The organism is Pseudoduganella sp. OTU4001 (assembly GCF_038440195.1).
Taxonomy (GTDB): domain Bacteria; phylum Pseudomonadota; class Gammaproteobacteria; order Burkholderiales; family Burkholderiaceae_D; genus Rugamonas.
This window is the reverse complement of sequence record NZ_JASATG010000002.1, coordinates 322,446-335,395: the sequence shown is the minus strand read 5'-3', so window position 1 is coordinate 335,395 and position 12,950 is coordinate 322,446. Positions and strand designations below refer to the sequence as shown.

The following is a 12,950-nucleotide window of genomic DNA, read 5'->3' as shown; positions in this document are numbered from 1 at the left end:
TCACATATAAAAAAAATTCCCCATCTTGGCCCCCCCCCACCCCCCAAGCGGACAAAAGTTGCTGGTTAGGTACGGCGGCGGGCGACCAGGCGCTGCATGGCGGCGATTAATGGTTCGTTGGCGGCGGTCGGTTCCAGCTTCTTGCTCATCTCGTCGAAGGAGTCGACGGCGGCTTCCGATAATTTCAGGCCTTCGCCGCTGGGACGCACGGGGGCGATGCCCTTGGCGATCTGCACCCGGAAGCGGATGTTGTTTATCTGCCACCCTTTCCCGTTCAAATTCACCAGCATATTCGGCACCTGCTGCTTGAGCTTGGCCGCCACCGCCGTATTCGGTACCGCCAGGGTCAGTTCGCCGCCGTCAAAAGCGAAGATTTCGCACGCTTTGAAGGCGCTTGGTAGTACTTCCCAGCAATCCTGTTGTAATTTTGCCATGCGCTGCACGGCCGGCAGCAAGGCCGCCAGGCGTGCGTTCCCGCGCAGGAAATCCGTGGCTTCCTGCGGGGCGTGCTTGCGGTTGGTGAACGAGAAACCCATGCCGCCATTTTACCGTGGCGGCCCCAGCCGGTGAATTTTTCAGCGCTGGCCTATTGTTATATAGGCCAAGATCCCAACCTTGCTACGAACGCATGATAAAATCACGCACTTTTGCCATTGGCGGACCCGCAGGAAGAAACTAAGAAATGTCCTTACTGACCCAGATTTTCGGCAGCCGCAACCAGCGTCTGCTCAAGCAATACCAAAAAACGGTCAAGGCGATCAACGCCCTGGAACCGGAGTTCGAAAAGCTGTCGGATGCCGAGCTGCAAGCGAAAACGCCTGCCCTCAAGGAACGCGTTGCCAATGGCGAGACGCTGGACGACCTGCTGCCGGAAGCCTTCGCCGTCTGCCGCGAAGCTTCCAAGCGCGTGTTCAAGATGCGCCACTTCGACGTGCAGCTGGTCGGTGGCATGGTATTGCACTACGGTAAGATCGCCGAAATGGGCACCGGTGAGGGCAAGACCCTGACCGCAACCCTGCCGGCCTACCTGAACGCACTGTCCGGCAAGGGCGTGCATATCGTGACCGTCAATGATTACCTGGCGCAGCGCGATGCCGAGACCATGGGCAAGCTGTACCGCTGGCTGGGCCTGTCCTGCGGCGTCAACCTGTCGCAGATGCCGCACGCCGACAAGCAAGCCGCTTACGCTGCCGACATCACCTACGGCACCAACAATGAATTCGGTTTCGATTACCTGCGCGACAATATGGTGTTCGAAGCCAGCGAGCGCGTACAGCGCACCCTGAATTTCGGCATCGTCGACGAAGTGGACTCGATCCTGATCGACGAAGCGCGTACCCCGCTGATCATCTCCGGCCAGGCCGAGAACCACACCGACCTGTACCACAAGATCAACCTGGTGCCGCCGCAGCTGACCCAGCAAATCGGCGAAGACACGCCGGACGGCAAGGGTAAAGTGGAAGTGCCGGGCGACTACACCAAGGACGAGAAATCGCACCAGGTGCTGCTGACCGAAGCCGGCCACGAAAAGGCCGAGGCCATCCTGACCGCGATGGGCCTGCTGCCGGAAGGCGCGTCCCTGTACGATTCCGCCAACATCACCCTGGTGCACCACCTGTACGCCGCCCTGCGCGCGCACGCCCTGTACTTCAAGGACCAGCACTACGTGGTGCAGAACAATGAAGTGGTAATCGTCGACGAATTCACCGGCCGCCTGATGACCGGCCGCCGCTGGTCCGACGGCCTGCACCAGGCGGTGGAAGCCAAGGAAGGCGTCAAGATCCAGAACGAGAACCAGACCCTGGCTTCGATCACCTTCCAGAACTACTTCCGTATGTACGGCAAGCTGGCCGGCATGACCGGTACCGCCGATACCGAAGCGTACGAATTCCAGGAAATCTACGGTCTGGAAACCGTGGTGATCCCGCCGAACCGTCCCTCCCAGCGTAAGGACCGCCAGGACCAGGTGTACAAGTCCAACGCCGAGAAGTACAACGCCATGATGCTGGACATCCGCGACTGCTACGAGCGCGGCCAGCCGGTGCTGGTGGGTACCACCTCGATTGAAAACTCCGAGCTGCTGTCCGGCATCCTGGACAAGGCCAAGCTGCCGCACAACGTGCTGAACGCGAAACAGCACGCGCGCGAAGCGGAAATCATCGCCCAGGCGGGTTCGCCGAAAGCGATCACCATCGCCACCAATATGGCCGGCCGTGGTACCGACATCGTGCTGGGCGGTAACGTTGAAAAACAGATCCAGTTCATCGAAGCCAACCCGGACCTGAGCGATGCCGACAAGGCCGCCCAGGCGCAGTCCCTGCGCGACGGCTGGCAGGCGCTGCACAACCAGGTGGTGGCGGCCGGTGGCCTGCATATCGTCGGTACCGAGCGCCACGAATCCCGCCGCGTCGACAACCAGCTGCGTGGCCGTTCCGGCCGCCAGGGCGACCCGGGCTCCTCGCGCTTCTACCTGTCGCTGGACGACCCGCTGCTGCGCATCTTCGCCGGCGACCGCGTGCGCGCCATCATGGACCGCCTGAAGATGCCGGAAGGCGAACCGATCGAAGCGGGCATCGTGTCCCGTTCCATCGAATCCGCGCAGCGCAAGGTTGAAGCGCGCAACTTCGACATCCGTAAGCAGCTGCTGGAATACGACGACGTCGCCAACGACCAGCGTAAGGTGATCTACTCGCAGCGTAACGAGCTGCTGGAAGCGACCGACATTTCCGACACCATCATGAGCCTGCGCCACGGCGTGTTCACCGACCTGGTGCGCCAGTACGTGCCGGAGGAATCGGTGGAAGAGCAGTGGGATATTCCTGCGCTGCAGAAGGCCCTGGCCAACGAGTGGCTGATCGAGCTGCCGCTGGTCGAGATGATGGAGAAGGAAAACAACGTCACCGACGAGGACATCGTCGAGCGCGTGGTGGCGGCAGCCGATGCCGTGTACCAGGCCAAGGTCGACATCGTTTCCAAGGAAGCCTTCGCCGGCTTCGAGCGCAACGTCATGCTGCAGTCGGTGGACACCCACTGGCGCGAGCACCTGGCAGCGCTGGACCACCTGCGCCAGGGTATCCACCTGCGCGGCTATGCGCAGAAGAATCCTAAGCAGGAATACAAGCGCGAAGCGTTCGAACTGTTCGGCACCATGCTGGACATGATCAAGAACGACGTGATCCGCATGATCATGATGGTGCGCATCCAGTCGCGCGAAGAAGTCGAGGCAGCGGAAGCCGCCATGAACCAGTCGCACGTGGAAAACGTGCATTACCAGCACGCCGACTTCAACCCGAACGCTGCGCCGGAAGAACTGCTGGCCCCAACCGCCATGCCGGTCGCCGAACTGGAAGAAGCCCTGAGCCAGGGCTTCAAGGTCGGTCGCAACGACCCATGCCCATGCGGCAGCGGCAAGAAGTTCAAGGCTTGCCACGGCAAGCTGGCGTAAGCCTTAAAGCTGCCTGACAAAACGGCCCGGCCGCGCAAGCGTCCGGGCCGTTTTGCTTTCAGGTCACAGCGGCCGGGACGAGACGGCCAGCGCGGCGGCGGCAGTGCGTGTCTCCACGCCTAGTTTCGCCAGTACCTGCTCGAGATGGGTTTTGACGGCGCCCGGGCTGGTGCCGAGGATGTCGCCGATGTCGCTGTCGCTCTTGCCCTCGCTGACCCAGTGCAGCACTTCGGCCTCGCGCTGGGTCAGGCGGTGCTTCGCCATCAGGGACTGCACTAGCGCGTCATCGGCTTCTTCGCGCAGCACGATGCTCCACTGCACAGCTTCATCCGCCTCGCCAAGCATGAAAATCAGGCGCCGCGTGCCTTGCTCGATTACCAGCGGCGCAGCCTGTTCGCCGCCGGAGCGGGCCCGGACGGCGCGCTGCAGCCAGGGCGATACCGGCAGCGGCAGCGCGGACTTGGCATGTGCCGGGAAGTAGCTGTCCAGCCATTGCCGCGCCAGCGGCGTTTGCCATAGGATGCGTTCGTCCGGATCCACCGTCAGCACCGCGTGGCCGAAGGCATCGAGGGCGCTGCGGGACTGGCTCTGCAGGCGCGCGTTCTGCGTGTGGGCGTGGATGCGCGCCAGCATTTCGTTCTGGCGCACCGGCTTGGTCACGTAGTCGCTGCCGCCAGCCTGGAACGCCGCCGCCACATGTTCGCTTTCCGGCTGGCCGGTCATGAAGATGACCGGGATGGCGCGGGTCTGCAGGTCCGCTTTCAAGCGGCGGCAGACTTCGAAGCCGTCCATGCCGGGCATGGCCGCATCCAGCAGCATAACGTCGGGCAGAAGTGCATGGGCTTGTTCCAGCGCGCTGGCGCCGTCGTTGGCAAGCACCACGGAATAACCCGATTCATCGAGCGCGTCGTGCAGCACGGCCAGGTTTTCGGGCATGTCGTCAACCACCAGCACCAGCCGCCCCGGCGGGCGCTCAATCGTCTGTTGCATGGCAGGCTCCTTGCGCGAATAAGCTGCCGGCCCAGCCGTGGCCGCACCGGGCACTGAACCGTTTTGGTGCGTGGGCTTTCCATGTTTGGTGCAAGGTGTGCATGGGGGCGCCTTGTATTTGATGGCGACTATATCAACGCAACTATTATGCCTGTTCGACTGGCCACCGCAACTGGTATGCGTCTTGCTTATTGATGGGCATGGCCGATAACCTTCCCGACAATTTGATTGGACTCTGTTTGCTGGTGCTCAGCCTTGGCCTGAAGCATGGCTTCGACGCGGATCACCTGGCGACCATCGATGGCTTGGCCCGCTGGAACATGGCGGCCCGGCCACGCCTGGCGTGCCAGTGCGGCGCCTGGTTCTCGCTGGGGCACGGCGCGGTGATGAGCGCCATTGCCGCGGCGCTGACCTCGCTGGCCGCATACTGGCAGCCGCCGGCTTGGCTTGAGCTGTGGGGCGCCTGGATTTCCATCGTCTGCCTGCTCGGTTTGGGCCTGCTGAATGTGCACGCCTTGCTCAGCGCGCCTGCCGGGCAAGTCGTTGCGACGGTGGGATTGAAGACACGCTTACTGGGCCGCCTGGCTGCCGCTTCGGGGCCGGGCGGGGTGGCGCTTTTGGGCGCCCTGTTTGCCGTGTCGCTCGATACGGTCAGCCAGGCCACCCTGTTTGCCGTGGCGGCCAGCCAGTTCAGCGGCTGGCCGCATGCATTGCTGCTGGGCGCACTGTTTACGGTGGGGATGCTGGTGTCCGATGGCGTGCATGGCATCTGGATCGCGCGCTTGCTGCGCCGTAGCGGCGAGGCAGCAGTGATGGCGTCGCGCATCATGGGCTGGGTGGTGGCCGGCGCGAGTTTTATGGTGGCGGGATTCGGTGTGCTGAAACTGGCATCGCCCGCGATCGGGGACTGGAGCGACGGCAAGGAACTGGCCTTCGGCGCGGCGCTGGTGGCGGTGCTGGCCGGCAGCTTCCTGCTGGCGATGGTCATGGCGCGCCCGCACGATGCGTCTCCTGGATAGTGACGGCTGCCATGCATAGCGACCTTCCCGCCGCAGCCTTGCCTCCCGCCGCGTGGCGCGCCAGCCTGGCGCTGCGCTATGCGCGCTGCGGTGCAGCCACCCGGTTGGTACAGCGCGCGCATAGCGGTCCCTTGCGCGTGCAAAAGGCCCTGTATCCGGAAGGGGAGGCGGTCTGCCACAACATCGTGCTGCACCCGCCGGCCGGCATTGCCGGCGGCGATGAACTGCACATCGACATCGATGCCGAAGCCGCTGCACATGCCCTGCTGACCACGCCAGGCGCAGCCAAGTGGTACCGCGCCAATGGCAAGCCGGCCTGGCAGCGGGTCCACATCCAGGCTGGGCCGGACGCGCGGCTGGAATGGCTGCCGCAGGAAATGATCTTCTTCGATGGTACGGACGCGCATTTGCTGCAGGTGGTCGACCTGGCGCCCGGTGCGCGCTACCTTGGCTGCGACATCCTCTGCTTTGGGCGAAGTGCCAGCGGGGAGCGCTTTGCGAGCGGCACGGTGCGCCAACAACTGCAGGTGCGCCAGGCTGGGCGATTGCTGTGGTGGGACCAGGGCGTGCTGCATGGCGGCAGCAGCGCCATGCACAGCCCGCACATTTTGGGTGGCGCGACGGTCTGCGCCACTTTCCTGGCGGTGGGGCGCGCTACGGAACCCGCTTTGATTGCACAGTTGCGCGCGCTCGATCCCGCGCTGGGCGTGACCGCGCTCAAGCCTCTGCTGGTGCTGCGCTACCTGGGACACGATGCCGAACAGGCGCGCACGTTGATGTCACGCGCCTGGCAAACCTTGCGCCCGCAGTGGATGGAGCGCCCCGCAACCGAACTCCGGATATGGAATACCTGATATGGACCTGTCGCCACGCGAAAAAGACAAACTACTGCTGTTCACCGCCGCGCTGCTGGCGGAGCGCCGCCGTGCGCGCGGCCTCAAGCTCAATTACCCGGAAGCCGTGGCCCTGATCAGTGCGGCGATCCTGGAAGGCGCGCGCGACGGCAAGACCGTGGCCGAGCTGATGGCCGAGGGCTCCCAGGTGCTGGCGCGCGACGAGGTGATGGAGGGCGTGCCCGAAATGATCCCCGATATCCAGGTCGAGGCGACCTTTCCAGACGGCACCAAGCTGGTCACGGTGCACCACCCGATCATTTGAGGAGGATGGCATGATACCTGGCGAATACCTGCTTGAAGAGGGCGACATCGCACTCAATGCCGGCCGTGCCGGCTGCACCCTGGTGGTGGCCAATAGCGGCGACCGGCCAGTGCAGGTCGGTTCGCACTTCCACTTCTTCGAAGTCAACGAGGCCTTGCAGTTCGACCGCGCACAGGCGCGCGGCATGCGGCTCGATATCGCAGCCGGCACCGCCGTGCGTTTCGAGCCCGGCCAGCACCGCACGGTGCAGCTGGTGGCACTGGCTGGCACACGCCACGTCTACGGCTTCAATGCGCGCGTGATGGGCGCGTTGGATGGGGAGGCATAATGGCCCGGATCTCGCGCCGCGCGTATGCCGAAATGTTCGGGCCGACCAAGGGCGACCGCATCCGCCTGGCCGATACCGAACTGTTTATCGAGATCGAACACGATTACGCTATTCCCGGCGAAGAGGTGAAATTCGGCGGCGGCAAGGTGATCCGCGACGGCATGGGGCAATCCCAGCTGCCGCACCGGGATGTGATGGATACGGTGATCACCAATGCCGTGATCCTGGATCACTGGGGCATCGTCAAGGCCGATATCGGCTTGAAGGACGGCCAGATCGCTGCCATCGGCAAGGCTGGCAATCCCGACATCCAGCCTGGGGTCACGATGGCCATCGGCGGCGCCACCGAGATCATTGCGGGCGAGGGCATGATCGTCACCGCCGGCGGGGTCGATACGCACATCCATTTCATCTGCCCACAGCAGATCGAGGAGGCGCTGGCATCGGGCGTGACCACCATGATCGGCGGCGGCACCGGGCCGGCGGTCGGCACGGCGGCCACCACCTGTACCCCCGGCCCCTGGCACATCCATTCCATGCTGGCGGCGGCCGACGCCTTCCCGATGAACCTGGGCTTCCTGGGTAAGGGCAATGTCAGCCTGCCGCGCCCGCTGGAGGAGCAGATCGAGGCTGGCGCCATCGGCCTCAAGCTGCATGAGGACTGGGGCAGCACGCCGGCGGCGATCGACAACTGCCTGTCGGTGGCGGACCGCATGGACGTGCAGGTCGCGATCCACACCGATACCCTGAATGAAGGCGGCTTCCTGGAAGCGACGCTGGCGGCGTTCAAGGACCGCACTATCCACACCTTCCATACTGAAGGGGCGGGCGGCGGCCATGCGCCGGACATCATCGCGGCGGTCGGCCAGTCCAATGTGCTGCCATCGTCCACTAACCCGACCCGCCCGTTCACCGTCAACACCCTGGACGAGCACCTGGACATGCTGATGGTGTGCCACCACCTGGACGCCGCCATCGCCGAGGACGTGGCCTTTGCCGAATCGCGCATCCGGCGCGAGACCATTGCAGCCGAAGACATCCTGCACGACCTGGGCGCGATTTCGATGATGTCGTCCGACTCGCAAGCCATGGGGCGGGTGGGCGAAGTCATCCTGCGCACCTGGCAGACCGCGCACAAGATGAAGGTGCAGCGCGGCGCGCTGCCGGGCGACAGCGAGCGCAACGACAACACGCGCGTCAAGCGCTATGTGGCCAAGTACACCATCAATCCCGCCATCGCGCACGGCATTTCGCATGTGGTGGGTTCGCTGGAAGTGGGCAAGCTGGCCGACCTGGTGCTGTGGCGGCCGGCCTTCTTCGGCGTCAAGCCGTCGATGGTGCTGAAAGGCGGCATGATCGCCTGCGCCCAGATGGGCGATCCGAACGCCTCCATTCCGACGCCGCAGCCGGTCTACACGCGGCCGATGTTCGGCGCCTTCGGCGGCGGCTTGAAAAAGTCGCTGACCTTCGTCTCGCAGGCGGCGTTCGAGGCCGGCGTGGCGCAGCGCCTGGGACTGGCCAAGCGCGTGGTGCCGGTGCGCGCAACGCGCCAGCTGCGCAAGGCCGATATGGTCCACAACGGCGCGACCCCGCATATGGAGGTCGATCCCGAAACCTATGAGGTGCGTGCCGACGGCCAGTTGCTGGTGTGCGAAGCCGCGCCGGTGCTGCCGATGGCGCAGCGCTATTTCCTGTTCTGATTGGGCGATGACCATGCTGACACTGCACACCAAACTGCCCGCCGCCGAGCGTGTCGACGGCGAACTGGTACTGACTTACGACCAGCGCGAAAAGTGCCGCCAGCGCGCGCGCCTGGTGTCGGGCGAGGAGATTGCCCTGTTCACAGTGCGCGGCACGGTGCTGCGCGATGGCGACCTGCTGACCGGGGAAACCGGTTTCGTGGCGCGCGTGCGCGCGGCGGAGGAGCCGGTCTACACCGTGCGCGCCGCCGATGCGCACGGCCTGCTGCGCTGCGCTTTCCACCTCGGCAACCGCCATAGCCAGGTGGAGGTGGGCGACGGCTTCCTGCGCATCCGCGTCGATGCGGTGCTGCGCGACATGCTGGCCGGCCTGGGCGCAGACGTGACGGAAGACATGGCGGCGTTCGAACCCGAGGCGGGGGCCTATGCCGGCGGCCATGCGCACGGCCACCCGTTGGCGCCGGTGCCGCTGCGGCAAAAAATCCATCGCCCGGCGGACGCGTGATGATGGAAGCGCAGGCGCTGCTGCATTTGCTGCAATTGGCCAGCCCGGCGCTGCCGATTGGCGCCTACAGCTATTCGCAAGGGCTGGAGGCGGCGCTGGAGCAGGGCAGCGTGCGCGATGCCGCTACGGCGCGCACCTGGATGGCCAGCATGCTGCACGAAGTGCTGGCGCGCTGGGATGCTCCGCTGTTCTGGCGCCTGCTGCGCGCCCATGCGGCAGGCGATGCGGCGACGGCTTCGGCTTGGGCCGAGCGCTACCTGGCCTCGCGCGATACGGCGGAACTGCGGGCGGAATCGGTGCAGATGGGCTTTTCGCTGGCGCGCCTGGCGGCCGAGCTGGAACTGGCCCCCGCCACCGAAGGCGAGGAAGCTTACCTGCCTGCGCTGGCGCGGGCCGTGCATGCGCTGGGCATCCCGCATGAGGCTGCGCTGCTGGCCATGCTGTTCGGCTGGGCCGAGAACCAGGTGCTGGTGTGCGTCAAATCCATTCCGTTGGGGCAGGTCGCCGGCCAGCGCCTGCTGCTATCGCTGCGCGCTGAAATCGAAGCAGCGGCCCATACCGCGCAAGCGCTGGACGATACGAATATGTGCAACTGGGCGCCCGGGCTGTCCCTGCTGTCGATGCGGCACGAAGTGCAGCACGGCAGGCTTTACCGTTCATAAAGGAATAACTATGGCATCCAATCCCCTGCGCGTCGGCATCGGCGGCCCGGTCGGCTCCGGCAAGACCGCCCTCTGCGAGATGCTGTGCAAAGCCATGCGCGATGATTACGACATGGCCGTCATCACCAACGACATCTACACCCGCGAAGACATGGAGTTTCTGCTGCGCGCCGAGGCGTTGCCGCCGGAACGCCTGATGGGCGTCGAAACGGGCGGCTGCCCGCACACTGCGATCCGTGAAGACGCTTCGATCAACCTGGAGGCGATCGCGCGCTTGCAGGCGGATTTTCCGGCGCTCGACCTGATCCTGGTCGAATCCGGCGGCGACAACCTGGCCGCAACCTTCAGCCCCGAACTGTCTGACCTGACCCTGTACGTCATCGACGTGGCGGGCGGTGAAAAAATCCCGCGCAAGGGCGGTCCCGGCATCACCCGCTCCGATCTGCTGATTATCAACAAGACGGACCTGGCCCCGCATGTCGGCGCCGACCTGGAAGTCATGGCGCGCGACGCCGCACGCCAGCGCGGCGAGCGCCCCTTTGTGTTCACCAATTTGCGCAGCGGGCAAGGTGTGCAGCAGGTGGTCAGCTTTATCCGCGAGCAGGGATTGCTGGGCGTGCCTGGCTAGTCGCGTTGCGGCGAAACGGTGGGCACCACCATGCGCACCGTGGTGCCGTCGCCCGGCGTGGAGTCGATGGTGATGCGGCCGCCCATCACGCCGGTGACGATGTTGTAGACGATGTTCATGCCCAGTCCCGTGCCGCCGTTGCCCATCTTGGTGGTGAAGAACGGGTCGAAGATATGGCGCTTCACCTCGTCCGACATGCCGACGCCGTTATCGCGGAACACGATCTCAATCTGTTCGTCGTCAACCGCACGGGCGGACAGCCACAGCTTGCCGCTGGTGCGGCCTTCAAACGCGTGCAGCAGGGCGTTGTTGATCAGGTTATTGAACACCTGGTACAGGCTGCCCGGATAGGAATCGAGTTCCAGCTCAGCCGACACCTCCACCTGCATATGGATCGCGCTGCGGCGCAGGCGCGGGGTGTAGGTGGCTGCGGTATCAAGCGCCACCGATTGCAGGCGGAAGTGACGGCGCTGGTCGTTGGTCTGGTCGACGGCGATCTGCTTGAAGGAGGCAATCAGGTCGGCCGCCTTTTGCAGCGAATTCGAAATCAGCCCGCACGCCATCTGCACTTCGTCGAGGTGGTGGTTGAGGGTGGAGCGGCGGATGGAACCATCGGCCACGGTCTGCTTGAAATCCTCCACACGGTCGGTCAGCGCGGTGGAGGCCAGCAGCGAATTGCCGATCGGCGTATTCAGTTCATGCGCAATGCCGGCCACCAGCGAGCCCAGCGAAGCCATCTTTTCGGAAGCGATCAGGTCATGCTGGGTGCGCTGCAGGGTTTCCAGCGCGCTCGACAGGTCGCGGTTGGCCTGTTCCAGCGCGGCCGAGCGTTCGCGCACGCGCGTTTCCAGCGCATCGTTCAACTCGCGCAGTTCGCGCTTGGCATTGACTTCCTGCGTCAGGTCGAGGATGGCCCAGATGATGGCGTGGCGCCCATCCAGCAGCAGCGAGGACGACCAGATCGCCACCTGGCCCGGCCGGTCGCCTGGCAGGCGCACCGAGGCCATCTCGCCCTGCACCACGCCGTGCAGGCGGAATTGGTTCCAGATGCGCAGCCGCTCGCTCGGATCGGCCCAGAACTGGATTTCGTCCGAGCGCTTGCCGAGCAGCTCCTGCATCGGGATGCCAAAGGTACGCACCACGGCCTGGTTGGCGCCGATGATATGGCCATCCTGGTCCGACACCGTGAGCGGCAGCGGCGTCATGTCGAACAGGGTGCGGAAGCGCTCCTCTGATTCGCGCAGGCGGCGCTGCGATTCCTCCAGCTGGGCGATGCGTTCGCGCAGCGCATTGCTCATCAGGTTGAGCGAGTGGGTCACCACTTGCAGTTCGTCGTCGCCGTGCTCGGGCAACTGGCTGAACTGGCCTTCAGCCAGCTTTTCCGAGTGGCGCGCCAGGTCGCCCAGGCGCTGGCCAAAGCCGCGCGTCAGGGTATAGAACATCAGCAGGGCCAGGGCGAAGCCGAGCAGGGCGATCAGGCCGCCCTGGCGCAGCACATCGTCGCGCGCCGCCACCAGGTCCATGGTGGACAGCCCGAAGTGCAGGGTGCCGACCTGGTTGTCTTTCAGCAGCAGCGGCGCCTGGGCGTGCAGCAGGTTGCCATCGACCGCGGTGCGCACGCCGCCGAGCTGGGCCTGGCGCAGCGATTCGGGCAGGAAGGTGGGGCGCTCGCCTGCTTCCAGGATGATTTCGCCGGCGGCGTCGAGGATCACGATATAGCGCAGGAAGCTGTCGCGCGGGTCGGACAGCATTTCCGACCAGTAGGTGCGCAGTTCGCCCAGCCGGCCGCTGCTGGCGTAGGGCGTCAGGGTCAGGTTCAGGTTGACAGCGTATTCGTGGGCGACGCGGTCGGCATTGCGGCTGACGGCATTGGTCATCAGGCGCAGGCTATTGCCGATTAACAGGGCCACCACCAGAGCCTGGACAAAGGCGCTCAGCAGCAGGAATTTCGCGCGCAGCGAAAGCTTCAAAGTTGTGCTCCCAGCTTTATTGATTTTTGTTTATCACCGCATTGTAGCGTTCAGTAGTGAAAGTTGCTGATGTTTAAAACAAAACGCCGCCCGGCTGTTGCGGGGCGGCGTCTGGCGCGGGGTGGAGGCGGCTTACGGCAAGGTCAGGATGACTTTGACGCTATCGTCCACCGCCGATTTGTCGATGTAGCCGATGGCTTTCGGGTCTTCCGCCACGGCCTTTTTGACGTCCGCGTTGGACTTGAATTCCTTCGGCGGCGTGGCCTTGCCGGTAAAGACCAGCTTGGACCAGATGGCTTTCACCTGGGCTGGATCCTTGTCGGCCACCTTCTGGTAAAAGTCGGCGCGGATCTTGGAGCCTTCGGCCTGGTCCACCGGGGTGAACATGGCCGATTTGCCCAGGAAGAACTGCGACGCCTGTTCCGAGAACATGCGCGAGGCTGGGTTGTCCTTGTTGACGATCACCACGATTTCAGCCGATGCCGGCAGGGCAGCGGCAGCCAGGGTGGAAGCGAGCAGGGCGGTCAGGATTTTTTTCATGGCTT

General features: G+C 64.5%; 13 protein-coding genes. 9 read left to right on the top strand and 4 right to left on the bottom strand.

Features of this window, described 5'->3' with window-relative positions:
• Nucleotides 1-65 precede the first annotated feature (65 nt).
• A complete protein-coding gene (locus tag AAHE99_RS03480) occupies nt 66-536 on the bottom strand; it encodes a DciA family protein (RefSeq protein WP_342114448.1) in 471 nt (156 codons plus the stop codon).
• A gap of 146 nt (nt 537-682) precedes the next feature.
• Here AAHE99_RS03480 and secA point away from each other — a divergent pair, with 146 nt between their 5' ends.
• Entirely contained in the window at nt 683-3,445 is a 2,763-nt protein-coding gene (secA, locus tag AAHE99_RS03475; RefSeq protein ID WP_342114445.1) for a preprotein translocase subunit SecA, read from the top strand.
• Nucleotides 3,446-3,508: 63 nt separating this feature from the next.
• Here the strand turns inward: secA and AAHE99_RS03470 are convergent, their stop codons facing one another.
• Complete coding sequence (locus AAHE99_RS03470) at nt 3,509-4,435, bottom strand: response regulator transcription factor (RefSeq protein WP_342114443.1); 927 nt, start codon at nt 4,433-4,435, stop codon at nt 3,509-3,511.
• Nucleotides 4,436-4,674: 239 nt separating this feature from the next.
• Between AAHE99_RS03470 and AAHE99_RS03465 the strand changes: the two genes are divergently transcribed.
• From AAHE99_RS03465 to ureG, 8 genes are read left to right on the top strand one after another with little or no spacing between them, the layout of a single operon-like run.
• Nucleotides 4,675-5,454 (top strand): HoxN/HupN/NixA family nickel/cobalt transporter, encoded by a 780-nt coding sequence (locus tag AAHE99_RS03465; RefSeq protein WP_342114441.1) that lies wholly within the window; start codon nt 4,675-4,677, stop codon nt 5,452-5,454.
• A gap of 11 nt (nt 5,455-5,465) precedes the next feature.
• Nucleotides 5,466-6,308 (top strand): urease accessory protein UreD, encoded by an 843-nt coding sequence (locus AAHE99_RS03460; protein WP_342114439.1) that lies wholly within the window; start codon nt 5,466-5,468, stop codon nt 6,306-6,308.
• A gap of 1 nt (nt 6,309) precedes the next feature.
• A complete protein-coding gene (locus AAHE99_RS03455; RefSeq protein WP_342114437.1) occupies nt 6,310-6,612 on the top strand; it encodes an urease subunit gamma in 303 nt (100 codons plus the stop codon).
• Nucleotides 6,613-6,622: 10 nt separating this feature from the next.
• Entirely contained in the window at nt 6,623-6,940 is a 318-nt protein-coding gene (locus AAHE99_RS03450) for an urease subunit beta (protein WP_342114435.1), read from the top strand.
• Entirely contained in the window at nt 6,940-8,640 is a 1,701-nt protein-coding gene (ureC, locus tag AAHE99_RS03445; protein ID WP_342114433.1) for an urease subunit alpha, read from the top strand. The genes AAHE99_RS03450 and ureC overlap by 1 nt, the downstream gene beginning before the upstream one ends.
• A 13-nt stretch (nt 8,641-8,653) precedes the next feature.
• A complete protein-coding gene (gene ureE, locus AAHE99_RS03440) occupies nt 8,654-9,145 on the top strand; it encodes an urease accessory protein UreE (protein WP_342114431.1) in 492 nt (163 codons plus the stop codon).
• A gap of 2 nt (nt 9,146-9,147) precedes the next feature.
• The gene (locus AAHE99_RS03435) at nt 9,148-9,807 is read left to right on the top strand and encodes an urease accessory protein UreF (protein WP_342114452.1); all 660 of its coding nucleotides are present in this window, start codon (nt 9,148-9,150) and stop codon (nt 9,805-9,807) included.
• A 10-nt stretch (nt 9,808-9,817) separates the two neighbouring features.
• Nucleotides 9,818-10,435 carry an urease accessory protein UreG gene (gene ureG, locus AAHE99_RS03430; RefSeq protein WP_342114428.1) on the top strand — a complete coding sequence of 206 codons (618 nt, stop codon included), beginning with the start codon at nt 9,818-9,820 and terminating at the stop codon, nt 10,433-10,435.
• On the opposite strand, the gene AAHE99_RS03425 is transcribed toward ureG, so the two are convergent.
• Nucleotides 10,432-12,405 (bottom strand): ATP-binding protein, encoded by a 1,974-nt coding sequence (locus AAHE99_RS03425; protein ID WP_342114427.1) that lies wholly within the window; start codon nt 12,403-12,405, stop codon nt 10,432-10,434. The two genes, ureG and AAHE99_RS03425, sit on opposite strands and share 4 nt — an antisense overlap.
• Before the next feature lie 132 nt (nt 12,406-12,537).
• Nucleotides 12,538-12,945: a hypothetical protein gene (locus AAHE99_RS03420; protein WP_342114425.1), complete on the bottom strand. Its 408-nt coding sequence runs from the start codon at nt 12,943-12,945 to the stop codon at nt 12,538-12,540.
• Between the last annotated feature and the right edge of the window lie 5 nt (nt 12,946-12,950).

Bases quoted from the DNA above. Each gene is read 5' to 3' on its own strand.
- AAHE99_RS03480 (WP_342114448.1), bottom strand. From the start codon at position 536: ATGGGTTTCTCGTTCACCAACCGCAAGCACGCCCCGCAGGAAGCCACG.
- secA (WP_342114445.1), top strand. From the start codon at position 683: ATGTCCTTACTGACCCAGATTTTCGGCAGCCGCAACCAGCGTCTGCTC.
- AAHE99_RS03470 (WP_342114443.1), bottom strand. From the start codon at position 4,435: ATGCAACAGACGATTGAGCGCCCGCCGGGGCGGCTGGTGCTGGTGGTT.
- AAHE99_RS03460 (WP_342114439.1), top strand. From the start codon at position 5,466: ATGCATAGCGACCTTCCCGCCGCAGCCTTGCCTCCCGCCGCGTGGCGC.
- AAHE99_RS03455 (WP_342114437.1), top strand. From the start codon at position 6,310: ATGGACCTGTCGCCACGCGAAAAAGACAAACTACTGCTGTTCACCGCC.
- AAHE99_RS03450 (WP_342114435.1), top strand. From the start codon at position 6,623: ATGATACCTGGCGAATACCTGCTTGAAGAGGGCGACATCGCACTCAAT.
- ureC (WP_342114433.1), top strand. From the start codon at position 6,940: ATGGCCCGGATCTCGCGCCGCGCGTATGCCGAAATGTTCGGGCCGACC.
- ureE (WP_342114431.1), top strand. From the start codon at position 8,654: ATGCTGACACTGCACACCAAACTGCCCGCCGCCGAGCGTGTCGACGGC.
- AAHE99_RS03435 (WP_342114452.1), top strand. From the start codon at position 9,148: ATGGAAGCGCAGGCGCTGCTGCATTTGCTGCAATTGGCCAGCCCGGCG.
- ureG (WP_342114428.1), top strand. From the start codon at position 9,818: ATGGCATCCAATCCCCTGCGCGTCGGCATCGGCGGCCCGGTCGGCTCC.
- AAHE99_RS03420 (WP_342114425.1), bottom strand. From the start codon at position 12,945: ATGAAAAAAATCCTGACCGCCCTGCTCGCTTCCACCCTGGCTGCCGCT.